Origin of the sequence: Mesorhizobium sp. LHD-90, assembly GCF_030929505.1 — a bacterium.
Lineage (GTDB): Bacteria > Pseudomonadota > Alphaproteobacteria > Rhizobiales > Rhizobiaceae > Kumtagia.
The window spans coordinates 1-23,902 of the sequence record NZ_JAVFVV010000035.1; the positions used below are offsets into that span (position 1 = coordinate 1).

18 protein-coding genes and 1 tRNA gene are annotated in these 23,902 nt (G+C 65.1%); 14 read left to right on the forward strand and 5 right to left on the reverse strand.

Annotated elements, in window-relative coordinates; all coding sequences use genetic code 11:
- Positions 1–104 precede the first annotated feature (104 nt).
- A complete protein-coding gene (locus RB623_RS28840; protein ID WP_308060579.1) occupies positions 105–416 on the reverse strand; it encodes a hypothetical protein in 312 nt (103 codons plus the stop codon).
- Positions 417–653: 237 nt separating this feature from the next.
- Between RB623_RS28840 and RB623_RS28845 the strand changes: the two genes are divergently transcribed.
- The gene (locus RB623_RS28845; RefSeq protein WP_308060580.1) at positions 654–1,877 is read left to right on the forward strand and encodes a Tm-1-like ATP-binding domain-containing protein; all 1,224 of its coding nucleotides are present in this window, start codon (positions 654–656) and stop codon (positions 1,875–1,877) included.
- Between the two features lie 398 nt (positions 1,878–2,275).
- Here the strand turns inward: RB623_RS28845 and RB623_RS28850 are convergent, their stop codons facing one another.
- Together RB623_RS28850 and RB623_RS28855 are read right to left on the reverse strand one after the other, a co-directional pair.
- Positions 2,276–4,015: a hydantoinase B/oxoprolinase family protein gene (locus tag RB623_RS28850; protein ID WP_308060581.1), complete on the reverse strand. Its 1,740-nt coding sequence runs from the start codon at positions 4,013–4,015 to the stop codon at positions 2,276–2,278.
- A 5-nt stretch (positions 4,016–4,020) separates the two neighbouring features.
- The gene (locus RB623_RS28855) at positions 4,021–6,090 is read right to left on the reverse strand and encodes a hydantoinase/oxoprolinase family protein (RefSeq protein WP_308060582.1); all 2,070 of its coding nucleotides are present in this window, start codon (positions 6,088–6,090) and stop codon (positions 4,021–4,023) included.
- A gap of 208 nt (positions 6,091–6,298) precedes the next feature.
- On the opposite strand from RB623_RS28855, the gene RB623_RS28860 reads away from it, so the two are divergent.
- The 9 genes from RB623_RS28860 to RB623_RS28900 all read left to right on the forward strand — a co-directional run bounded on the left by RB623_RS28860 (position 6,299) and on the right by RB623_RS28900 (position 17,369).
- Positions 6,299–7,126 carry a ferredoxin--NADP reductase gene (locus tag RB623_RS28860; protein WP_308060583.1) on the forward strand — a complete coding sequence of 276 codons (828 nt, stop codon included), beginning with the start codon at positions 6,299–6,301 and terminating at the stop codon, positions 7,124–7,126.
- A gap of 84 nt (positions 7,127–7,210) precedes the next feature.
- The gene (locus tag RB623_RS28865) at positions 7,211–7,615 is read left to right on the forward strand and encodes a DoxX family protein (RefSeq protein WP_308060584.1); all 405 of its coding nucleotides are present in this window, start codon (positions 7,211–7,213) and stop codon (positions 7,613–7,615) included.
- A gap of 9 nt (positions 7,616–7,624) precedes the next feature.
- Positions 7,625–7,954, forward strand: coding sequence for a hypothetical protein (locus RB623_RS28870; protein WP_308060585.1), 330 nt, complete (start codon positions 7,625–7,627; stop codon positions 7,952–7,954).
- A gap of 235 nt (positions 7,955–8,189) precedes the next feature.
- Positions 8,190–9,122 (forward strand): deoxyribose-phosphate aldolase, encoded by a 933-nt coding sequence (gene deoC, locus RB623_RS28875; protein WP_374121758.1) that lies wholly within the window; start codon positions 8,190–8,192, stop codon positions 9,120–9,122.
- A gap of 166 nt (positions 9,123–9,288) precedes the next feature.
- Entirely contained in the window at positions 9,289–11,664 is a 2,376-nt protein-coding gene (locus RB623_RS28880; protein WP_308060587.1) for an aldehyde dehydrogenase family protein, read from the forward strand.
- A 103-nt stretch (positions 11,665–11,767) separates the two neighbouring features.
- Positions 11,768–11,844 (forward strand) — tRNA-Arg (locus RB623_RS28885).
- 432 nt (positions 11,845–12,276) lie between these two features.
- A complete protein-coding gene (locus RB623_RS28890; protein WP_308060588.1) occupies positions 12,277–12,879 on the forward strand; it encodes a TetR family transcriptional regulator in 603 nt (200 codons plus the stop codon).
- Positions 12,880–13,160: 281 nt separating this feature from the next.
- Complete coding sequence (locus RB623_RS28895) at positions 13,161–14,210, forward strand: efflux RND transporter periplasmic adaptor subunit (RefSeq protein WP_308060589.1); 1,050 nt, start codon at positions 13,161–13,163, stop codon at positions 14,208–14,210.
- A 3-nt stretch (positions 14,211–14,213) separates the two neighbouring features.
- On the forward strand, positions 14,214–17,369 hold the full coding sequence (locus RB623_RS28900; protein WP_308060590.1) for an efflux RND transporter permease subunit: 3,156 nt from the start codon (positions 14,214–14,216) through the stop codon (positions 17,367–17,369).
- A gap of 377 nt (positions 17,370–17,746) precedes the next feature.
- On the opposite strand, the gene RB623_RS28905 is transcribed toward RB623_RS28900, so the two are convergent.
- Positions 17,747–18,322 (reverse strand): MarR family transcriptional regulator, encoded by a 576-nt coding sequence (locus tag RB623_RS28905; RefSeq protein ID WP_308060591.1) that lies wholly within the window; start codon positions 18,320–18,322, stop codon positions 17,747–17,749.
- Positions 18,323–18,413: 91 nt separating this feature from the next.
- Between RB623_RS28905 and RB623_RS28910 the strand changes: the two genes are divergently transcribed.
- Together RB623_RS28910 and RB623_RS28915 are read left to right on the forward strand one after the other, a co-directional pair.
- The gene (locus tag RB623_RS28910; protein ID WP_308060592.1) at positions 18,414–19,139 is read left to right on the forward strand and encodes a hypothetical protein; all 726 of its coding nucleotides are present in this window, start codon (positions 18,414–18,416) and stop codon (positions 19,137–19,139) included.
- A 60-nt stretch (positions 19,140–19,199) separates the two neighbouring features.
- The gene (locus RB623_RS28915) at positions 19,200–19,676 is read left to right on the forward strand and encodes a redoxin domain-containing protein (RefSeq protein ID WP_308060593.1); all 477 of its coding nucleotides are present in this window, start codon (positions 19,200–19,202) and stop codon (positions 19,674–19,676) included.
- A 105-nt stretch (positions 19,677–19,781) separates the two neighbouring features.
- Here the strand turns inward: RB623_RS28915 and RB623_RS28920 are convergent, their stop codons facing one another.
- The gene (locus RB623_RS28920; RefSeq protein WP_308060594.1) at positions 19,782–20,543 is read right to left on the reverse strand and encodes an SDR family oxidoreductase; all 762 of its coding nucleotides are present in this window, start codon (positions 20,541–20,543) and stop codon (positions 19,782–19,784) included.
- Positions 20,544–20,911: 368 nt separating this feature from the next.
- Between RB623_RS28920 and RB623_RS28925 the strand changes: the two genes are divergently transcribed.
- Both RB623_RS28925 and xylB read left to right on the forward strand, forming a co-directional pair.
- A complete protein-coding gene (locus tag RB623_RS28925) occupies positions 20,912–22,375 on the forward strand; it encodes an aldehyde dehydrogenase (RefSeq protein ID WP_374121757.1) in 1,464 nt (487 codons plus the stop codon).
- A 2-nt stretch (positions 22,376–22,377) separates the two neighbouring features.
- The gene (xylB, locus tag RB623_RS28930; RefSeq protein WP_308060596.1) at positions 22,378–23,898 is read left to right on the forward strand and encodes a xylulokinase; all 1,521 of its coding nucleotides are present in this window, start codon (positions 22,378–22,380) and stop codon (positions 23,896–23,898) included.
- The last annotated feature ends 4 nt before the right edge of the window (positions 23,899–23,902 follow it).

Consider the following 23,902-nt stretch of genomic DNA (forward strand, 5'->3'; position numbering starts at 1 on the left):
CGACGCTGCGCTGATTGAAGGCTCCGCGCCTCCGCCGGTTGCTCAACCCGCGCCCTATGGCGTAACTGAAACGGTCGAGGCTCTAATCCCTGCTGGATGAAAGTTCAGGGGCAGGTCACCTTGGCTGAAGGCTTCGTCGGTCCGTTGCCCAGCGCCAATGAGAGATGAGCGAGCGCCTCAAGTCGAACGCAATTTGCCTGAAGAACCGGTTGAGTCAGAAGTCCTCCGAAAACTGCCGCTAGTTGGACCGGTTGAAATTGAGCGAGTTTCCGCAGCGCCGCTTCATGTTCTGCCGATACAGTTTCAAGATTGATGCCGCCAAGCCCAGCCATGGCCAGCAATTCTGACATCTTCTCAAGGAGCGTTTCGGTATCGGACGATTTCGGTTCCATTGCCGCTTCCAGCATGGCTAGCATATGCGCTCGTGCTCAATATCTATCTCTATCTCACTCGGATCATAAAGGATTTGCTTGTCAGCGAAGAAATATCCTCCTTTGTGCTGCTCACCGGGAATAATGATAGCACCAGTGCAATGGCGAGAACGCGCGCGAGCGCCGAAGCCAAGCACCAGCCCCACCCTTGCCACCAAACTTTCCGCTGAGGCATAGGATGCCCACACGGCGGGCGGAAAAACCCCCATGCTGGGAGGGCCGATGACCAAAACCGTGGCTTTGCTCGGTACGCTCGATTCCAAGGGCGTCGAATATGCTTTCCTGAAAGCCCGCATCGAGGCGCTGGGCGCAAAAACGCTGGTGATCGACGCCGGCGTGCTCGGCGCGCCGCCGTTCCAACCCGACGTTCCTGCCGCCGAGGTGGCGAGGGCCGGCGGCGGCAATCTCGAAACGCTGGCCGCGCGCCGCAACCGGGGCGAGGCGATGGCGGTCATGAGTCGGGGCGCGGCGGCGGTCGTCACCCGCCTCGCTGGGGAAGGCCGCATCGACGGTATAATCGCCATGGGCGGCGGCGGCGGCACGTCCATCGCGGCGGCGGCCATGCAGGCCCTGCCCGTGGGATTCCCAAAACTCATTGTCTCGACGCTGGCCTCCGGCGACATCAGCCCGATCGTCGGCGTCAAGGACATCGCCGTCATGCCGTCGATCGTCGACATTGCCGGCATCAACCGCCTGTCGTCGCAAATCTTGGCCAATGCCGCCGGCGCCATCGTCGGCATGGTGGGCGTCGAGCGCCCGAATCAGACCGAGGAAAAGCCGCTGGTCGCCGCCACCATGTTCGGCGTCACCACGCCTTGCGTGACCAAAGCCCGCGCCGTGCTCGAACAGGCCGGCTACGAGGTGCTGGTCTTCCACGCCACCGGCACCGGCGGCCGCACCATGGAAGAACTGATCCGCGCCGGTTTTATCGTCGGCGTGCTCGACATCACCACGACCGAACTCGCCGACGAACTGGCCGGCGGCGTGCTCTCCGCCGGGCCGCGCCGGCTGGAGGCGGCGGGCGAAAAGGGCATTCCGCAGGTGGTCTCAGCGGGCGCGCTCGACATGGTCAATTTCGGCGCGCCTGAAACCATTCCCGCGAAGTTCGCCGACCGCACCTTCTACCGCCACAACCCGCTGGTGACCCTGATGCGCACAACGCCGGAGGAGAACGCCGCGCTCGGCGCGATCCTTGCGCAAAAGCTCAACCGGGCGACCGGGCCGACGATCTTCATGATCCCGAAAAAGGGCGTGTCCTCCATCGACATCGCGGGAAAACCGTTCCACGACCCGGCGGCGGACGCGGCTTTGTTCGACGCGCTGAAGCAAAACCTCGCCGGCAACGTCCGGCTGGTGGCACTGGACACCGACATCAACGACGAAGCCTTCGCCGTCGAGGCGGCGCGGCTGCTGATCGAGGCCATCGAGGCCAAGGCCACCATGTAGCCGCCGGGACCGATGTTGCAGGTCCCTGCTCACGCCGAGCGGCTTGCCACTGGAACTGGAACTGGAACTGGAACTGCCCCGGTCCTCATCGTGAGGTGTGAGCCCGCACGAGACGGAAAGCCGGACTCGATTTTTCGACGGGCGAGCCTCGAAAGACGCACGATCGATCGGCAGCCTCAACTGCGTCTCGCTTGCGAAGTGAAAAGGCCCTCGCGCCAAGCCGAAACGCCCGAAAACAGCGTCGCGACCGGCATTCTAGGGCGTTTTTTGAAGCCAAATACCGCCCTGCGCGCAGTCTGGACGCGCAAACACTTGAAATCGCTCGATATTACCGACTTCACGCGCGTTCGGCGTGGTTGGTCCTGCGCTTCGAATCGACCCGCCGGCCGGCGCGGTTTTCAGCCCCGGCTTGCCCGCAAACGGGCCGTCGCATCGGCATCGATGAGGCCATCGCGTGCCACCACGCCGAACAGTTTTTCGGCCTGGTTTTCCGAATAATATCCAAGGCTTATATCCGTCAGCACCGCCTGCGGCTCGCGCAAGAACGGATCGCCGTACCCCCCGCCGCCCGGTGTCCCGACGCTCACTCTATCGCCTGCCTTCAGCGGAATATCCTGCTCCTTCGACAGGTGCGGCGGCACATGCGCGACGCCGTCGCGCCAGACCGTGACCGTGTTGACCGCGCCGTCCTTGCCACCCAGCACACCCTGCGGCCCGACCCGCCCATGGTCCATGACGAACGACGCGCGCGCCTCGCCGCGCAGAAGCTCGACCTCGTAGGCGAGCCCAAACCCGCCGCGTTTTTCGCCAGCGCCGCCGGACCCTTCGCGCAACGCATAATGCCGGTAAAGTATTGGAAATGCTTGCTCCATGATCTCGACTGGCGGCGATTTCGAGATGCCGATGGTCGAGCAGCCGTTGGTCAACCCGTCACCCCCGGCATGGCCGCCGTACCCCCCGCCGGAGATCTGGTACATGACGAAATCGCGGCCGCGTGCCGGGTCGTGGCCGCCCAGCGCAAAATTGCCGCTCGACCCCGCCGGCGCCGCCGTCACCTCATCCGGCAATGCCTGCACCATCGCCGCGAACACCGCCTCGGCGATGCGCTGCGAAACCTCCGCCGCGCAGCCCGAAACCGGGCGCGGATAGTGGGCGTCGAGGAAGGTGCCTTCCGGCCGCCTGACGATCAGCGGCTCGAAGGCGCCGGCGCTGATCGGCACGTCCGGGAAAATATGGCGCATGGCGAGATAGACCGACGACAGCGTGGTCGCCAGCACGCTGTTCATCGGCCCGGCGCAGGGCGGGCTGGAACCGGAAAAATCGAAGGTCAGCGTGTCCCCGGCCTTCTCCACCGCCAGCGCGATAGTGAGCGAACGGTCGACAACACCATCGGAATCGACATACGCGGTCGAACGGTAGGTGCCGTCGGCAATACGCGCGATGTTCGCCCGCATCTGCTCGGCGGCGCGGCGGCGCAGTTCGGCGATCGCCTCGATCACCGTGCCGTCGCCATAGCGGTCGAGGATCTGGAAAAGCCGCTCACGGCCGACATGCAGCGCCGCCGCCTGCGCCTTGATGTCGCCGATGCGCTGGTCGGCGACGCGGATGTTGGAGGTGATGATCGCGTAAATCTCGGAGTCGAGCTTGCCCCGCTTAAACAGCTTTACCGGTGGCAGCCTTAGCCCCTCCTGTTCGACAGCCGTCGCCGAGGCGGAAAACCCGCCTGGCACCGCGCCGCCGATGTCCGGCCAATGGCCGGTGTTGGACAGCCAGCAGAAGATTTTTCCATCGCGATAGACCGGCATGGCGAAACGCACGTCCATCAGATGCGTGCCGCCGAGATAGGGGTCGTTGACGATGTAGATGTCGCCTTCCTGCGGCGACAGGCAGCGGCCGGCGGCGATCATCTCGATGATCGTCTTCGTGGAATACTGCATGACGCCGACGAACACCGGCAGGCCCTGGCTGCCCTGCGCGATCAGCGAGCCATCGAGCGCCGAATAGATGCCGTCGGAGCGGTCATTGGCTTCGGCGATGACGGGCGAGAAGGCGGCGCGCGAGAAGGTCAGGTCCATCTCGTCGCAGGTCTGCTGGAGCGCGGCCTGGATGACGGAAAGGGTGATGGCGTCGAGGGTCATGACCATCACCCGCCCACCTCGACGATCAGGTTGCCGTCGCCATCCGACCGCGCGCGGTCGCCGGGTTCCAGCACCGTCGTCGCGTCCATCTGATCGAGGATCGCCGGTCCGACGAGTTCAGCATCGAGCGGCAGTTTTGCGCGCGCATAGACGGGCGTGTCGACGAACCCACCCTCGAACCAGACCGGCCGTGTCTCGGTGAGCGCATCGGCGAGAGTCGCCGCGCGGCCGGCCGGGTCGATCAGCCGCGACAGGTCGACTTGTGGCCGCACGCCGGTCACCGACGTGTTGAGATTGACCAGGTTGGGACGGATTTCGGGAAGCTCCACCCGGAAGCGCGCGAAATAGGCCTTTTCGAACAGCGCCTGCAATTCGGCCCGCGAGATTTCCGCCGAGGGCAGCGGCACGGTGACGATATGTGTCTGGCCGACGAACTGCATGTCGGCGGAATGGCTGAAGCGGATGGCCTCCGGCTTCACCATCTCCTGTTCGATCAGGGCCACGCCCTGGGCGCGATGGTTTTCCAGCACCGCCTGCGTCGCCGCCTCGTCCAGCGTCGCCACCGGCCGGTTGACCGTGTTGACGAAGTCGTGGCGCAGATCGGCGACCACACAGCCGAGCGCGTTGGTGATGCCAGGCCGCGCCGGCACCAGCATGCGCGGCAGGCCGAGTTCGCGCGCCAGCGCGCTCGCATGCAGCGGTCCCGCGCCGCCGAAGGCGAACAGCGCGAAATCGCGCGGATCGTAGCCGCGCGCCACCGAAACCATGCGGATCGCGCCCGCCATCTTCATGTTGCCCAGCCGCAGCACCGCGCCGGCCGCCGAGTAGCCGTCGAGCCCGGCGGCGCGGCCGATCTTTTCGTCGAAGATCTTCAGCACGTGCTCGACTGTGACCGGCTTGGCAACGGCGAGCAGTTTTTTCGGGTTGAGCCGGCCGAGCACGAGATTGGCGTCGGTGATGGTCGGCTCGGCGCCGCCGCGCCCGTAGCAGATCGGGCCGGGATCGGCGCCGGCGCTTTGCGGACCGACCTGGATCAGGCCGGAGGCATCGACGCGGGCGATCGAACCGCCGCCGGCGCCGACGGTGTGCACTGCCACCATCGGCACATGGATCGGCATCGCATATTCGATCTCGATCTCATTGGAGACGGCGGGCTGTGCATCGAGGATCAGCGCCACGTCGGTCGAGGTGCCGCCCATGTCGTAGGTAACCAAAGACGGAAAGCCGGCGCGCTTGCCGGTATAGGCGGCGGCGATAACCCCCGAGGCGGGGCCGGACATGACGGTTTTGGCCGCGTCGCGCGTGACGTAGCGCGCCGAGATCATGCCGCCATTGCCGTTCATGATCAGGAAATCGCGGCCGTAGCCACGTCCTTCCAACTCTCGCCGCAGCCGTTCGACATATCGCTCGAGGATCGGCTGGACGCTGGCGTTGACCGCCGCCGTGACGCCGCGCTCGAATTCACGCGCTTCCGAAAGCAGCGAATGGCCGGTGGTGACATAGGCGTTCGGCCAGAGTTCTGCCGCGATCTCGGCCGCGCGCCGTTCATGCGCCGGGTTCGCATAGGAATGCAGGAAATGGATAACGAGGGATTCGCAGCCGGCGGCGAGAAGCCGCCCGACGGCGGCGCGCATCTCGTCCTCGTCGAGTGGCACGCGCACCTTGCCCGACGCCTCCATCCGCTCGCCCACCTCCAGCCGGAGATCGCGCGGAATGACGGGCACGAAGCTTCCGGTCATGCCATAGGCCTGCGGCCGGGTGCGCCGGCCGAGCTCGATCACGTCGCGAAAGCCGCGGGTCGTGATCATGCCCGTTCTGGCCAGCCGGCGCTCCAGCACCGCGTTGGTTGTGGTGGTCGTCCCGTGCACGATCAGGTCGATGTCGCCGACCGGAAATCCGGTCTCCGACAGGGCCGCAACAACGCCGAAAGCCTGATTGTCCACCGTCGTCGGGGTCTTGGCGATGCGCACCTTGCCGCCGTCGCTTCCGTCGATCAGGATCAGGTCTGTAAAAGTGCCGCCGACATCGATGCCGGCAACGACGCTTCCGGGCTGCGAGGAAATATTCTCTGCCATCCGGCGAACCCGAAATGCTGGACTAGTCGTTCCGGGCAGTTTGGAAAGCTGTTCCCCACCCGCGTCTTGACCCTAAACTCGTTTGTATACTAATAAATTTCCGACACAAGAGCTTAGCTTTCGGGCATGCGTCCAGAAGCGCCGGGCCGTTTGAGGTCTGTCGCAGGCGGCGCGGTTGCGCTGAAGAAAACGAAAAGGCGCGGCGTCGATGAACTCTCCCCTCTCGCTTGGAACAGCCCCGGTTCGGCCGCTGGCCTTCCCGATTCCCGCCAATGTTCATGTCGAGACGGTGGTGTCGGTGAAACACTATACCGACCGGCTGTTCTTGTTCCGCATCACCCGTCCGCAGTCGCTGCGCTTCCGTTCTGGCGAGTTCGTCATGATCGGCCTGCCGAATGCCGAGAAGCCGGTGTTCCGCGCCTATTCGGTGGCGAGCCCGGCCTGGGACGAGGAACTGGAGTTCTTCTCGATCAAGGTGCCGGACGGCCCGCTGACCTCGGAGTTGCAAAAAATCCAACCGGGCGACGCCGTGCTGATGCGGCACAAGTCGACCGGAACGCTGGTGGTCGACGCGCTGACGCCGGCGAAGCGCCTGTTCATGATCTCGACCGGCACCGGCATCGCGCCCTTCGCCAGCCTGCTGCGCGATCCCGACACCTACGAAAAATTCGAGCAGGTTTTTCTCACCCACACCTGCCGCGATCGTACCGAACTGGTCTACGGCCAGGAACTGGTCTCGGACCTCGCCGACGACCCGCTGATCGGCGAGTTCACGCGGGGCCGCGTCACGCTCTATTCGACGACGACGCGCGAGGAATCCAGCCATATGGGCCGCATCACCGCGCTGATCTCGTCCGGCAAGTTTTATGAAGACCTCGGCATCGAAAAACTCGATCCGGCGACGGACCGCGTGATGATCTGCGGCTCCATGCATATGCTCAAGGACGTCAAGGAACTCGTCGAGAGCCTGGGCTTCAAGGAAGGCTCGCTCAACCATCCGGGCGATTTCGTCGTCGAGCGCGCCTTCGTCGGCTGAAAGCCGAAACTGGACAGCAAGTTTCCGAGTCAGTTAGGGTCCGCCACCGGCAGCGGGCCGGCCCGACACTGATGACATGGGGATTTGCCGATGTTCGAGGGTCTTTCCAAATACCAACCACAATTTCTGGCGATCCTGAGGATCGTCGCCGCCCTGCTGTTCATCGAGCACGGCACCATGAAACTTTTTGGGTTCCCAGCCTCGTCCATGGCGCCGGGCGACGGCGGCCTGTCCACGCTGATGCTGGTCTCCGGCATTCTCGAAACCTTCGGCGGCCTGCTGCTGCTCGTCGGTTTCCTGACGCGGCCAGTGGCCTTCATCCTGTCCGGGCAGATGGCCGTCGCCTATTTCATGGCGCATGCGCCGCAGAACTTCTTCCCGGTCAACAATATGGGCGATGCGGCCATCCTGTTCTGCTTCGTCTTCCTCTATCTCGTGTTCGCCGGACCTGGCGCCTGGAGTGTGGACGGTGCGAGGAACACCGCTTAGCGAGGCCGGATGACCGGTCCGGAGGTCGACCCCAAGGCGGTGGCGGCCGCCCGGACCATCTGCGAGGCCATCGAGCGGATGCGGGTGCTCTCCTTCCTCTACGAGGGTGAGGAGCGCACCGCCGACCCGTATATTCTCGGCACCAACCGGAAGGGTATTCTTGTGCTGTCCGCGGTCCAGCGCACAGGTGGCAGCGGAAAAGGATTCCGCAGCTTCCATCTCAAGGGATTGTCGTCGCTTCGGATTATGGAGCAGAAATTCTTCGGCAGCCATCCGGACTACAACCCGAAGGACCGGGATTTCGAAAAAATCCTCTGCCAGGTGAAGCCACGCGGCTAACGCCCTAGGGTGGCCGGGGTTTGCCTTGAAATGCGGTCCCGTTGGCGCGTAAAGAAAAGGGCATGCTCCGCGGCGGCGCTCGTCGCGCGCGGATCAGGCCGGAGGAACGTTCATGACCAGGGAAACAAGCCGCGTCGCCGCCGCAGTCGAGGCACAGCTGTCGATCGTCACCGCCCTGCGGACGGCCGCCAATGCACCCTCGCCGACTGGCCATGCCATCGCCCGCAACCCCGGCATGAAGCTCGATCTGGGCTTCCTGGAATCCGCGCGCAACGTCAACCGCAGTGCGCTGGAGCGCCGCGTCACTTCGCTGACCAAGCGCCGCTCGATCAAGGCCGACAACCAGGCCGCCTGGCTGCTGCGCGCCGTCACCTGCATGGACCTGACGACGCTGAACTCCAACGACACCGCCGAGCGCGTGCGCCGGCTCTGCGCCAAGGCGATAAATCCATTCCGTGCCGACATCGTCGAGGGCCTGGGCATCGCCGGCGCCAACATCCGGCCGGCGGCGGTGTGCGTCTACCATCCCTTCGTGGCGACCGCGGCCGAGGCCGTGCGCGGCACCGGCATCCATGTCGCCGCCGTCTCGACCGCCTTCCCGCATGGCCTGGCGCCGCTCGACACGCGGTTGAAGGAAATCGAGGCATCGGTCAGGGACGGCGCCGACGAGATCGACGTGGTCATTCCGCGCGGCCTGGTCTTCTCAGCGAAATGGCAGGAACTCTACGACGAGATCGTCCAAATGCGCGCCGCTTGCGGCGAGGCGCATCTGAAGGTGATCCTCGGCACCGGCGACCTTGCCACGCTGCGCAACGTCATGCTGGCTTCGATGGTGGCGATGATGGCGGGTGCGGACTTCATCAAGACCTCGACCGGCAAGGAAAGCTTCAACGCCACGCTGCCTGTCGGCCTGATCATGGTGCGCGCCATTCGCGCCTATTTCGAGGAGACCGGTTTCCTTGTCGGCTTCAAGCCGGCGGGCGGCATCTCGACGGCAAAAGCCTCTCTCGACTGGCTGGTGCTGATGAAGGAGGAACTCGGCCGGCCGTGGCTGGAGCCGGACCTCTTCCGCTTCGGCGCCTCCAGCCTGCTCACCGACATCGAGCGGCAACTGGAGCATCATCTGACGGGACGCTATTCGGCCAACCATCGCCACGCGTTGGCCTGAGTGCCCACCCTCCCCCTTGTGGGGAGGGTCGCGCCGAAGGCGCGGGGTGGGGGTCGAAGAAGAAGCTCACTTATCCCGATGAATCAACTGAACAGCCATTTACCCCACCCCGATCGGCTTCGCCGATCGACCCTCCCCGCAAGGGGGAGGGTAAGGAGGAACTCCCATGAACATCCTCGAGAAATTCAACGCCATGAACTACGGCCCGGCGCCCGAGGCGCGCAACGAGGCGGATGCCTGGCTCGCGGCCCGCGATTTCTCCAAGGCGCTTTTCATCGGCGGTGAGTGGAAGGCGGCCGCCTCCGGCAGGACGTTTGACGTCAGCGAGCCGTCGTCGACCAAGCTTCTGGCGAAGGTGTCGGACGCAGGCGAGGCGGATGTCGACGCGGCGGTCGCCGCCGCGGCAAAAGCACTGCCGAAATGGAGCGCGCAGACCGGCTACCAGCGCGCAAAAGTGCTTTATGCCATCGGCCGCGCCATGCAGCGCCACCAGCGTCTCTTCGCCGTGCTGGAATCCATCGACAACGGCAAGCCGATCCGCGAGAGCCGCGACATCGACGTGCCGCTGGCGATCCGCCACTTCATCCACCATGCCGGCTGGGCGCAGGCGCTCAACAAGGAGTTTCCCGATCACAAACCGGTCGGCGTCGTCGGCCAGGTGATCCCCTGGAATTTTCCGCTGCTGATGCTCGCCTGGAAGATCGCGCCGGCGTTGGCCGCCGGCTGCACCGTGGTGCTGAAGCCGGCCGAGTTCACGCCGTTGACGGCGATCCTGTTTGCGCAGATCTGCGAGAGCATCGGTGTGCCCAAGGGTGTCGTCAACATCGTGCATGGCGGTCCGGAAGCGGGTGCCGCGATCGTCAACCATCCGGGCGTTCAAAAAATCGCCTTCACCGGTTCCTCGGAAGTCGGAAAGATCATCCGCAAGGCGACGGCCGGTTCGGGGAAGAAACTGTCGCTGGAACTTGGCGGCAAGTCGGCCTTCATCGTCTTCGAGGACGCCGATCTCGACAGCGCAGTGGAGGGGCTGGTCGACGGCATCTGGTTCAACCAGGGCCAGGTCTGCTGCGCCGGCTCGCGGCTGCTGGTGCAGGAAGGCGTCGCCGAAGCCCTCATCGCCAAGGTCAAGGCGCGCATGGCGAAACTCGTCGTCGGCAGCCCGCTCGACAAGAACACCGACATCGGCCCGCTGGTCGATAGGGTGCAGCTTGAGCGCGTGCGCGGCCTGATCGAGGCAGGGGCGGCGCAGGGTGCCGAATGCTGGCAGCCCGACTGCCCGCTGCCCGAGACCGGCTGGTTCCAGTTGCCAACGCTGGCGACGCGCGTCGCCCCCGCCAACATCCTGGCGCAGGAGGAAGTGTTCGGGCCGGTGCTGGCGACGATGACCTTCCGCACCAACGAGGAAGCGATCGAACTCGCCAACAACACGCGCTACGGGCTCGCCGCGTCGGTGTGGAGCGAGAACCTCAACGTCGCCCTGCATGTGGCGCCACAGCTCAAGGCCGGCGTCGTCTGGGTGAACGGCACCAACATGTTCGACGCCGCCTGCGGTTTCGGCGGTTTTCGCGAAAGCGGTTTTGGCCGCGAGGGCGGGCGCGAGGGCATGTTCGAATATCTTGTGACGCCGCTGCCCTACGGCGCCGCGATCAAGCCGGTCGCCGCCATCGCGCCCTCGCCGGAAGGCGCGGAAGCGGTGTCCGGCATCGACCGGACGGCAAAGCTCTTCATCGGCGGCAAGCAGGTGCGGCCGGACGGCAACTATTCGATTGCCGTGCACGACCGCAAGGGCAAGGTTGTGGGCGAAGTTGGCTTGGGCAGCCGCAAGGACATCCGCGACGCCGTTAGCGCCGCGCGCGGCGCCAAAGCCTGGGCCGACGCGACCGGCTTCAACCGCAGCCAGGTGCTCTACTATCTCGCCGAAAACCTCTCGGCCCGCGCGGAAGAATTTTCGGCGCGGCTGGCGAGCCTGACCGGAGCCTCGCCAAAGGCAGCCCGCGAGGAGGTCGAACTCTCCGTCGAGCGCCTGTTCTTTTATGCCGGCATGGCCGACAAGTTCGAGGGCCGCGTGCACCAGCCGCCGGCGCGCGCTGTCACATTGGCGCTCAACGAGCCGGTCGGCGTCATCGGCGTCGTCGCGCAGGACGACCAGCCGCTGCTCGGCCTGATCTCGCTGGTCGCGCCGGCGCTGGCGATGGGCAACGCGGTGGTCGCCGTGCCCTCGCAGCGCCACCCGCTGATCGCCACCGACCTCTATCAGGTGATCGAATACTCCGACCTGCCGGCCGGCTCGATCAACATCGTCACTGGCCGCAGCGCCGAACTCGCCGGCGTTTTGGCCAAACACGACGACGTCGACGGGCTGTGGATCGTCGCCGACGCCGACACCTGCCGCAAGGCGGAGGCCGAATCGATCGGCAATCTGAAGCGTGTGTGGACGAGCGGCGGCAAGTCGCTCGACTGGTCGTCGGAACTCGTCGCAGGCGAAACCTTCCTGCGCCGCGCCGTCGAGGTCAAGAACGTCTGGGTCCCCTACGGCGATTGAGGCCGCCTTGCATGCGAGGCACTGCCAAGATGGCCGTTGAAGAGACCGGCGGCTTCGGATAAGAAGCGATGGCCGAACCCATCCGGTTCGGCCATGTCGGCTTGCACCCGTAGCTCAGCTGGATAGAGCGCTGCCCTCCGAAGGCAGAGGTCACAGGTTCGAATCCTGTCGGGTGCGCCAGTTTTCTTACCACACCGTGTTTCTCCGGTCTTGGTCACGGATTGGTCGTTCTCAAGTTGCGTCGGGCGACCATCACGGGATCGTGGGTGGCCGATTTGAGGAAGGCGCAGGAGCGTTGGCGGGGCAAGTTTCTTGAGTACGCAGATGCCGGCGAACCGGATCTGGGGAACGCCCCGGGCAGAGCCCGTCCGCCCTCGAAAACTACCGAGCACCTACAACGGCCGCAAGGCAACGTCTGCCAGTCAGATCAAGCGCGAGTTGACCAAGGCCGTCGAGAAGCGGGCCGAAACTACCTTGAAGGGGTAGCCGGTCCTGGTGTCCGGCTGAACCCATCTGGTCGCAGCGCGCAACACAACATACTTGACATTCTGAGCGCAAACATACATACAGAAATGTATGTATGTTTGCGCTCAGAATGAATTGGCAGGCGTGATGAGACGGACCAAGGAAGACTCGGAACAGACGTGGAGCGCGATCCTCGATGCGGCGGAGCGGCTGTTTTCCGAGAAAGGTATCGCAGCGACGACACTTGAGACGATATCCCGCGCTGCCGGGGTGACACGCGGGGCGTTCTACTGGCATTTCAAGGACAAGTCGGACCTGATGGCTGCTATGCGCTCGCGCCGTACGCTTCCGCAACAAGAGTTGCTGTTACTCGCTGCCGAACGGGGGCACGAGGATCCGCTGGGCTTGCTGGAGATCGCGGGTCACGAAGTGCTGGCTACCTTCGAGGTCGATGAAGGACAGCAGCGCCTGTTCCGCATCTTTTCGAATCATGGCGAGGACAGCGAGGTTGCAGGCTGGATCGCGCAGCATGATCGCGATGTGTTCGACCTGGTGCGGGGGGTCGCCGAGCGGGCACAGCAGGTCGGTATGCTGAACCCCGCTTTCGCGCCGGACGAGGCTGCTGTTCTGATGCTGGTGACGATCAATGGCTTGCTGAGTGAATGGCTGCGCTCTCGTTCCTTCCCCCTGTCGACTCTGGGACGGAAGATCCTCTCGGTGCAGATGTCCTTGCTGAAGCGGCCTCAGTGACATGAGGAAGAAGCCTCCCCCGCGCTTGCCATTCCAGGGTATTCCGTGGGGCAGGGGTCGCCTGGCGCATCGTTCAGACGGCGTTGTCCCTTGTCACAGCAGCAGTATAATCGCGGCAGAGCCATAAGATCGCGCCCTCCCTCGCAACAAGTAGAAGCAGGTAGAACATGAGACGTCGGTCCCGGTTTCCGGTTGCAAGACTTCTGACCTCTGCAGCCTTTCTTTGCGTTTTTCCGGTGTTGGCCGCCGCGCAGACGGCCCCAACACCCAGTGTCACGACGATGACCGCCGAGCCCACCGATTTCACGCAGACGGTGCGTCTGCCGGGTCGCGTGAAGGCTTCAACTTTGGCCGAGGTGCGTCCGCAGGTTTCGGGCATCATCAGCGAACGACTATTCGAGGAGGGAGCCGCGGTCGAAAAGGGAGCTCCCCTCTACAAGATTGAGGAGGAAACCTACGCCGCCGCAGTGGCTGCGGCGCGGGCCTCCGTTACGCAGGCCGAGGCAAATCTGGCGCTGGCCGAGCGCGAGGCCGAGCGAGCCGGAGAGCTGTTTGCCAGAGGCACCGGGTCGGAGCAGAGGCGGGACAGCGCCACTGCGACGCGCGACTCGGCGCGGGCCGCGCTGCAGATGGCGCGGGCGCAGTTGCAAAGTGCCGAGATCGATCTCGACCGTACCACCATCCGGGCGTCGATTTCCGGGGTGATCGGCCTGTCCCAGAGCACGGCGGGGTCGCTGGTCAGCGCGCAACAAGCCGATGCGCTCACCACGATCCGTACGCTCGATCCGATCTATGTCGACGTCACGCAATCGGCCAATGAACTACTGGACTGGGATACCGATCCGGAAAACCGCGAGATGCGGATGCCCAGCCACGCGAATCTCATCCTTCCCAACGGTCAGACCTTCGACCAGACCGGTGAACTGCGCGCCGCCGAACCGCGGGTCGAACCGACGACGGGCATGGTAACTCTGCGCATCGCCTTCCCCAACCCGCATTTCCGGCTGTTGCCCGGCCTTTATGTCGAAGTGGAACTGCCTGTTGCTCAGGCGAAGGATGCAGTGCTGCTGCCCAAGAACGTGGTCATGCGCGACGAAAACGGCGCGGCAAACGTCTGGCTGGTCGAAAATGGCAAGGTCGTCGTGCGCCCGGTCGAGATCATGACGGGATCGGGCAACAACTGGGTGACGACCGGCAGCCTCGCCGCCGGCGATCAGGTCATCACCTCGGGCTTCCAGAAGGTGGCGCCGGGTGCGCAGATCGAGATCGCGGCCCCGGAAACGGCCGGGCAGGCCGGCGCGGAAGCGCCCGAAAACGCGAAAGGCAATTGAGTCATGTCGCGTTTCTTCATTGACCGGCCCATTTTCGCGTGGGTGATCGCGATCATCATCATGGGTCTTGGCGTGCTGTCGATCATGCGGCTCGCCATCTCGCAATACCCGACAATCGCCGGTCCGTCGGTGGTGATCGGGGCTACCTATCCCGGCGCCTCGGCCGAAACCGTGGCCGACACGGTCGTCCAGAACATCGAGAAGGAGATGACCGGCCTCGACGGGCTGCGCTATATCGAATCCTCCACGACCTCCACAGGGCTGGCGACGATCACCCTGACATTCGCGCTCGGAACCGATCCCGACATCGCGCAGGTGCAGGTCCAGAACAAGCTGGCGATTGCCCAATCCAGCCTGCCCGAGTCGGTGACCCGACAGGGTGTCACGGTCGAAAAATCCGCGACCGGCTTTCTGATGGTCATCTCTCTGGTCTCCGATGACGGCGCGCGCAGCGACATCGACCTGGCGGACTACCTGAACTCCTACATGGTCGAGCCGATTTCCCGCCTGCAGGGCGTCGGCAAGGTCCAGGTGTTCGGTTCCGAATACGCGATGCGCATCTGGCTGGATCCGCAAAAACTGAAATACTACGATCTGTCGCCCGGGGTCGTGACCGCCGCCATCAGCGCCCAGAACGCGCAGATCTCGGCTGGCAGCTTCGGCGCGATGCCGGCGCCCGACGGGCAATTGCTGAACGCCACCATCACCGCGCAGTCATTGCTCAGGACGCCCGAGGATTTCGAGCGCATCGTGCTGCGCACCGATACCGATGGCGGCATGGTGCTGCTGCGCGACGTGGCGCGGGCGGAACTCGGCACCGAGAACTACGAGATCACCAGCTTCTACAACGGCAAGCCGTCATCCGGCATGGCGATCCAACTGGCCTCGGGCGCGAATGCGCTGGAAACGGCGGAACTGGTCAAGGCCAAGGTCGATGAACTGGCCCAGAACCTTCCGGCCGGAGTTAGCTACGTCATCCCTTATGACACGACGCCCTTCGTCCTGATCTCGATCGAGGCGGTGGTTCACACGCTGCTCGAGGCCATCGGCCTGGTCTTCCTGGTGATGCTGGTCTTCCTGCACAATTTCCGCGCCACGTTGATCCCGACGCTGGCGGTGCCGGTCGTGTTGTTGGGGACCTTCGGCGTCATGGCCGCGCTCGGGTTTTCGATCAACACCCTGACCATGCTGGCCATGGTGCTGGCCATCGGCCTTCTGGTCGATGACGCCATCGTCGTGGTCGAGAATGTCGAGCGTCTCATGCGGGACGAAGGTCTCGACCCGGTCGAGGCGACGCGCAGGTCGATGGACGAGATCTCGGGCGCGCTAATCGGCATCGGCATCGTCATTTCGGCGGTTTTCGTGCCGATGGCCTTCTTCGGCGGCTCGACCGGCGAGATGTACAAGCAGTTCGCCGTGACCATCGTCTCGGCCATGATGCTGTCGGTGCTGATCGCGCTGATCTTCACCCCCGCGCTTTGCGCCACGATGCTGAAGCCGCACAGCCATGAGCCGCCCAGGACCATGTTCGGACGCGCCGGCGCAACCTTCAGCGGATGGTTCGAGAAGCACTTTGGCGGTTTGACGCGCGCCTACACCGGGGGCGTCCGCCGCGTGACCGGCGGGCCCTTGCGCATGCTGGCCGTCTTCGGCCTGGTCCTTGTCGGAATGGCGGCGATGTATCAGCGTTTGCCGACCTCGTTCCTGCCCGACGAGGATCAGGGCGTGCTGCTGACCATCATCCAGCTGCCTTCGGGGGCGACGGCCCAGCAGACCGAAGAGGTGATCCAGGAGGTCGAGCAATATTTCCTGACCGCCGAGGAAAAGAACGTCGCATCGGTCTTCTCGGTCCGGGGCTTTTCGTTCGCGGGCCAGGGCCAGAACATGGGCATGATGTTCGTCAAGCTGAAAGACTGGTCGGAACGTCCCGACGCCGAGGATTCCGCCCAGGCGATCGCCGCGCGTGCCTTTCCCCCGCTGATGGGCGGCATCCGCGAGGCCATCGTGGTGCCTATCGTCCCGCCCCCGGTGATGGAACTCGGCAATTCGAGCGGCTTTGTCGGGTTCCTGCAGGCTGCAGGAGGACAGTCGCACGAGGAACTGCTTGCCGCGCGCAACCAGATACTGGGTATGGCGGCAGAGGATCCGCGGCTCGCGGCGGTGCGTCCAAGCGGGGTCGAGGACGCCTCGCAGTTCCGGCTCAACATCGACTGGGCCAAGGCTGGCGCGGTCGGCGTGACCGCGGCGGATGTCGGCACCTTCCTGAACACCGTCTGGTCGGGCGCCTACATCAACGATTTCCTCTATGAAGGTCGCGTCAAGCGCGTCTACGTGCAGGGCGAGCCTCGGGCCCGGACCGCGCCCGAGGATCTGGCTCTGTGGCGGGTGCAGAACGCGAATGGCGATTTCGTGGACTTCTCGACCTTCGCGACGCAGCAGTGGGCCTTTGGCCCACAGCAGGTCACCCGCTACGATGCGCTGCCGGCGATGAAGATCGAGGGTTCGCCCGCCGACGGTTTCTCCTCGGGCGATGCGCTGGCCGCGATGGAGGAACTTGCCGCCCGGTTACCGCCCGGCTTCCAGTTGCAGTGGACCGGCATGTCGCTGGAGGAAAAGGAGGCTGGCGCGGGTGCGATGATCCTCTATGCGCTGGCGCTGGCGACGGTCTTCCTGTGCCTTGCGGCGCTCTACGAAAGCTGGACCATCCCGATGTCGGTGCTGCTGGCGATGCCGGTCGGTATCCTCGGCGCGCTCATTGGCGCTTGGATCGGGGGGCAGACGAACGGGGTCTATTTCCAGGTCGGCCTGCTGACCGTGATCGGTCTAACCGGCAAGAACGGCATCATGATCGTCGAGTTTGCCCGCGAACGCATGGCGTCACTTGGTGAAAGCGCGCTCGACGCCGTGCGCAAAGCGGCCGAACTGCGCTTCCGCCCGATCCTGATGACCTCACTGGCCTTCGGTCTGGGCGTGTTGCCGCTGGTGTTGTCCTCCGGGGCAGGGTCGGGTGCGCGTCAGGCCATCGGCTTTGGGACGTTCTTCGGCACGGTAGTGGGCACGACGCTGACCCTCTTCTTCGTGCCGGTCTTCTTCGTGCTGATCGCCCGCCTCTTCTCGCGCGGCAAGGCAAAGCAGGCCGACACGGTCGAAGCCGCCTGACGACGCAATCTCATCCCGACCGGCCACTGCTCCATACCGGTCGGGGAATCTTCACCCCCCTGGATTCGGGCGTCTATTGACGATCAGCTCAACACTGCATCTGAAATTATATAGCGCCTACAATGACATAGCGGTGCCCAGTTTCATTCTGTCCGGTGCGCCATTGCCAGTTGGGTACAGCCCGGAGACATCGGTGACGGTTTGTACCTAAGACATGGGCGCCGCGGTCTCTAGCCCCGGCCGTTGCCCATTCAAAAAGGTCGCCCTTCCGAGACGTCACGGAACTGATCGCGCGCGGAGTTGCGCCGCTCCGGCGGCGCGATCCCATCCGGGCCTGCGCGGCCTGTCGTGGAGGAAACTGGTGGCCCGTGACTTTCTCAGGCGGCCGCCTGCTGGTGCTCGACACAGATCGCGCGGCTGTCGGCGTCGGAAAGCGATTCGCCCAGCAGCGCGCAGCGATGTGGCAAAGGATCAGTTCCTTCGTCCCCGTGGCGGAAATGTCGGCAAGTATGGCAGGCGCCGAATGCGCGCCCGCCGTTACGGGCGATCATGGCATGAAGCGCACTCCGCAGGCTCTCGACCAGGAGAGCGAGGTCTTCCGTGCCGGCGGTTGCAAGGCCGCTTGCGAGCGCCAGTATCGGATCGTCGCCGAGGGTGCGCTGACCAAATGGGGTCAGCCCCAATACGACGGAGCGTCGATCACGGACGCTAGCCTGACGTGTGACATACCCCTTCTTCTCCAACATGATCAGCGTTTGCGAGACGGTGCCGCGGGTCGAGCCCAGATACTCGGCGAGCGCCGCCGGCGTTCGAGAGAAGCGATTGGCGCGAGCGACGAACCGCAAGGCCTCCCATTGCGCCGGATTAAGACCGCCCGCCTCGCCATGGCGGGCCAGGCGATCGAGACGATCGATGAGGTGTGCCGCCTCGACGGCGGCCAGCGGGAGAGACATGATAGCGACTCGATATTATTCTTGACGAGCATCCCTGGATGTTGATTATAGTAGCGTCTCGCTATTATTCAATGCCGGTCCGGAGACCATCATGCGCTTCATTTCGACCATAGCGGCCGCCGCGGCCTTGAGCCTTTCGTCGGGTTCCGGGGGCGCCCACGAGATCGCCGCCGAGCCGGACCCCGCCGTGCCCCCGGCTTTCGATATCGTGCACGCCGCCGCCACGACGGACGGACGGCTTGCTACCTTCAGCATGGAGGTGACGGGCACCGCCGGCTCGCAGAAACCCGAGAGCGCCGGCGAACTGCAAGGTTCCAGGGTCGATGCCTATGTATGGCCGACGAAGCTCGATCCGTCCGCCGTGGGGTTTGCCGAAGGGTCGGGCATGCTGGCGCTTGCCATCACGGCGCACCCCGACTTCGACGACACGCCGCTTTTCGATGAGAACGGCGACGGCGATCCCGGCAATGACGGAGCCGGCTGGCACTCGCACTGGGTCGTCCTGGTCGAGGACGCGGCCTGCGGCGGCGGGCTGAAGGTTCGCGACGTCTCGCCCGGCCAGGATCTCCTGCCGGCGACTGCCCCCGGCCTGCCCATCGCCCTCGACAGCCCCGGAATGAGCCCCCTCATCAAGGGCGCCGCCGTCCGGATCACGGTTCCAGTCAAGGGCGCGGAAAATATCAGCTTCGATGCGGTTGCCGCCTCGCTGCAGGTCCATCGGCAGGGGCAGGCGCCGCTGCTTTGCGTCACCGGCACCTACAAGGTCGCGTCCGGAAATCTGTCGTTGCCGGGAGTCGTCACGAAGAAATCCCCTTAGGATGTCGACGACCGCCGCGCACTTCCAGACGGTCGCCGTTGCCAATGACTGGTGCAAAACATGAAGCTCGACCCCGTCGTCGCCCCAGAGATCGCCGTCAGTCGCTGGTTCAACAGCTCGGTCCCGTTAAGCCTGGCAGCCTTGCGGGGCCGCCCGGTGCTGCTCCACGCCTTCCAGATGCTCTGCCCTGGCTGCGTCGCCCACGGCACGCCGCAGGCCGAGAAGGCGCATCGGCTGTTCCGCGACAGCGATTTGCAGGTCATCGGCTTGCACACCGTTTTCGAGCACCATGCGGCGATGACGCCGGTCGCCCTGGAGGCTTTCATCCACGAGTACCGACTGACCATGCCAATCGGCGTTGACGACCCTGATTCGGGTATGCGGATTCCCGTCACCATGGGGCGCTATCAAATGCGGGGGACGCCAACCTCGATCCTGATCGGCCGTGACGGCGCCGTTCTTCATCATGGCTTTGGCCAGGAAGACGATATGGCGCTTGGGGCGCGGTTGGCTGCGGCGATCAGCGGTTACCCATGACGGCGCCTTCCGGGCCTATGCTCGCGGTGAAGGTTCCTGGCCGGCGCCCGTCCTGCGGCGAGGTGGAGTGTGGGCCGCCGCTCTCGGCAATCGTCGGCCTAGGCCTCAGATCGACGTGTAGCCCGCGTCGGCCGAGACGATGCTGCCGGTCATCAGGCTCGATGCGTCGGATGCCAGGAACAGCACCACCGAAGCAATCTCCTCTGGTTTGCCGAACCGTTTCATCGGGGTGAGGTCGATCCAGCGGTCGGCCATGCTGTTGCCCTTTCCCACGCCAGCGAGCAGCGGCGTCTCGATATAGGTCGGCGCGACCGCGTTGACGCGCACGCCGCGCAGCGCCCATTCCACCGCCAGCGACCGCGTCAGATGATGCACGCCCGCCTTCGACGCATTGTAGTGGCACTGCGGCTGCGGCGTGTTGACGATGTCGGCCGACATCGAGCCGATGTTGATGATCGAGCCCTTGCCGGCGCGGAGCATTTTTCGACCGAAGGCGCGGCAGGTCTTGAACACGCCCGTCAGGTTGATGCCGATCACGCGTTCCCATTCGTCGTCGGAGACGTCTTCCGCCGGTGTGTTGCACGCAATCCCGGCATTGCACACCAGCACGTCGAGCGGCGGCAGCGCGTCGGCGAGCGCGTTGAGCGGCTCTGTCCGGGTCACGTCGAGCTGACGCCACTCGGCCTGCAGCCCGCGGGCGGCGATCCGCTGCGCCGAGGCTTCGGCACGCGCCGGATCGAGATCGGTGACGATGACGCGTGCCCCCGCCTCGGCAATCGCGGTGGCGCAGGCTTCGCCGATCCCCTGGCCCGCGCCCGTGACCAGCGCGAGACGGCCGGTCAACTCGAACTGAGACATGTATGACATTCGATTCCTCCCTTTCGTGTGCCCGGGCGAACCCGGCGATCACGTCGGGATACCATGCGGAACGCTGCTGTCGAAAGCCCATAGAGGCTCGACCTTGATTGTTAGTAGCACTAGCATTTCGGCTTGATGTCGATCAAGCTGGCCGCACGAAAGGCGCTTGCTTGTTCACGGACGGAGCGCTTCGGTTCACTTCGATCGACACTCATGTGACTAAAAATAAGCTAAATCAATATGTTGACTGGAATTAGCGGCGACAGAGGGGCTTTCTGGGCAGGATGGAACGAGCGCTTGCCTGAACTAGTAAATCTATATTATGAGGGTTTGTCGCCCATAGAGCGGCACGCGTGCAGTGCGGAGGAATGCCGGCCTTGATACAAGACCTTGCCGAAAAACTCTTCATAGACGGCGAGTGGCGCCGCGGCGAGGGCGAGCGGATCCCGGTCCAGAATCCCGCAACCGGCGAGGTGCTGGGCCACGTCGCCGCGGCGACGCCGGCCGAGATCGACGTGGCGGTCGCCGCAGCGCGAAAGGCGTTCAAGATCTGGTCGCGCCTTGCTCCGGTCGAGCGCTCGAAGGCACTGCATCGTCTGGGCGACGCCGTCTCCGCCGAGGCGGACGCCATGGCCCGCACCATGACGCTGGAGCAGGGCAAGCCGCTCAACGAAGCCAAGGGCGAGATCCTGAAGCTGGCGGAAGCCTGCCATTTCTACGCCGAGGAGGCGGTGCGTATCCATGGCGAGATCGTGCCGAACACGACCACCGACATCGACAGCCTTGTCGTGCGCGAGCCGATCGGCGTGGTCGGGGCCATCACCCCGTGGAACTATCCGGCCGAGCTGATCGGCTGGAAGCTGTGCGGCGCGCTCGCCGCCGGCTGTACCATCGTGATCAAGCCGGCGGAGCTGACCCCATTCACCGCGCTCGCCATCGCAAGGATGGCTGAGAAGGCAAAGATTCCGGCAGGCGTGGTCAACGTCGTGACCGGGCCGGGCTCGAAGGTCGGGCAGGCACTGGTCGAACATCCCGGCGTCGACAAGATCGCCTTCACCGGATCGAGCGCGGTCGGCCTGCGCATCCAGCAGTCGTGCCCGACCATCAAGCGGCTGTCGCTGGAACTCGGCGGCAACTGCCCGCTGATCGTCACGGCCTCCGCCGATCTCGGCGCGGCGGTCAAGGGAGCGGTGCGGCGCTCGTTCCGCAACATGGGCCAGATCTGCATCGCCATAAACCGCATCTACGTCGCCCGGCCGATCGCCGCCGAGTTCGTGAAACGCCTGGGCGAGGCGGCCGACGGGCTGGTGATCGCCAACGGCATCGACAAGCCGGACGCCGATGTCGGCGCCATGGCCTCGGCCGAGCCGCTCGCCAAGACCAAGGAGCATCTGGCCGACGCGCTCGCCAAGGGCGCGAAGCTGGTCGCCGGCGGTGCCTCGCCCGAGGGCGAGGCGTTTGCGCGCGGGCACTTCTTCCGCCCGACAGTGGTTTCCGACTGCACCCACGCCATGAAGGTGATGACCGAGGAGACTTTTGGGCCGCTGGTCGGCGTCATGGTTTTCGATGGCCTCGACGAGGCGATCGAGCTTGCCAACGACACGCCCTACGGCCTCGCATCCTACGTCTACGCGAAGGATATGGACGAGATCCGCTATCTGTCGGGGCGGCTCGACTACGGCAATGTCGCCGTCAACAATGTCGATGCCGGCATCATGAACGCGCCCTATGGCGGTCGCAAGCAGAGCGGCGTCGGCTACGAGCACGGCCGCGAGGGCATGCTCGAGTACCTCAACTTCAAGCACGTCCGTATCCGCTACGACGAGCCGAAGGGGAGGTAGGTTTGACCCAAGGCCTTCTCGGCATCGACATCGGCACGTCCGGCTGCAAGGCCCTGCTGATCGACGCGGACGGCGCCGTGCTGGCCAGCCGGACGGAAACCTATGCCCTGTCGCAACCTCACCCGGGATGGACCGAGCAGGCTCCCCAGCTTTGGATCGACGGCGCGCGCGCCGCGGTCGCCGGCGTGCTGGCGCTGCGGCCCGACGTCGAGATCGCGGCCATCGGCCTTTCCGGCCAGATGCACGGCCTGACTCCGCTCGACGCCGGGCATCGGGTGCTGCGTCCTGCGATCCTGTGGAACGACCAGCGCAACGGCGCCGAATGCGCCGACATCACGACGCGCGCCGGCGGTATCGAAGGGCTGCTCCGGCACACCAACAACCGCATGCTGGTGGGCTATACCGGCGGCAAGATTCTTTGGATGCGCAACCACGAGCCGGAGCTGTTCAGCCGGCTGCGCCATGTGCTCAACCCCAAGGACTATCTGCGCTTCGTGCTCACCGGCGAGCTGGCGACCGAGGTCTCGGACGCATCCGGCACCGGGCTGTTCGACACGCGCCGCCGAGCCTGGGCGACGGGCCTGCTCGACCTCTTGGAGATCGATCCGGCTGTCCTGCCGCCCTGCCATGAATCGCATGTGGTGAGCGGCCGGGTGAGCCGGTCGGGAGCGGAGCTTTTCGGCCTGGAGGCCGGCATCCCGGTGGTCGGCGGCGGCGGCGACAGCGTCATCCAGACGATCGGCTCGGGCGTGATCGCGCCAGGCGAGCTGCAGACCACCATCGGCACGGCCGGCATCGTCGCGGCCGCGCTCGACAAGCCGGTCGAAAATCCCGACGGCCGGCTGCAGGTCTTCTGCAACGTCGCGCCTGACAAGTGGCACTGCATGGGCGTATCGCTGAATGCCGGCGGGGCGATCGAATGGCTGCGCGCGCTGCTGGCCGGCTTCGCCGGCGGTGTGGCGCCGACGGCTGAGCGGATCGCGGCACTGGCCGCGCAGGCGCCGGTCGGCGCGCGCGGGCTGCTGTTCCTGCCCTACCTCAACGGCGAGCGCTGCCCCCATCCGGACCCGTCCGCACGCGGCGGATTCGTCGGGCTTACGGCGCGTCAAGGCGCGGCGGACATGGCACGAAGCGTCATGGAGGGCGTGGCTTTCTCGCTCTACGACATCTTTGCGCTAATGCGGCAGGTCGATATCGGCGGCCAGGTGATCAAGGCGTCCGGCGGCGGCGCGCGCTCGGCGCTGTGGCGGCAGATGCAGGCCGACCTGTTCGGCTGCGAGGTGGTCACGACCGAAGGCGCGGCGGAAGGCGGGGCCTTCGGAGCGGCTCTGGTCGCGGGCGTCGGCGTGGGTGTCTGGCCAAGCGCGGAAGAGGCCGCGAAGGCCTGCCGCCCGGTGACGCGGGAGGTGCCCGACGCGGCCGCAGGGGACGCCATGCGATCCGCCTTCGAGGTCTATCGCGGCCTCTACGATGCTCTTTCTCCGAGCTTCGCCGCGATCGGCGAAGCCCGCCTGGACCGCTAGAGGA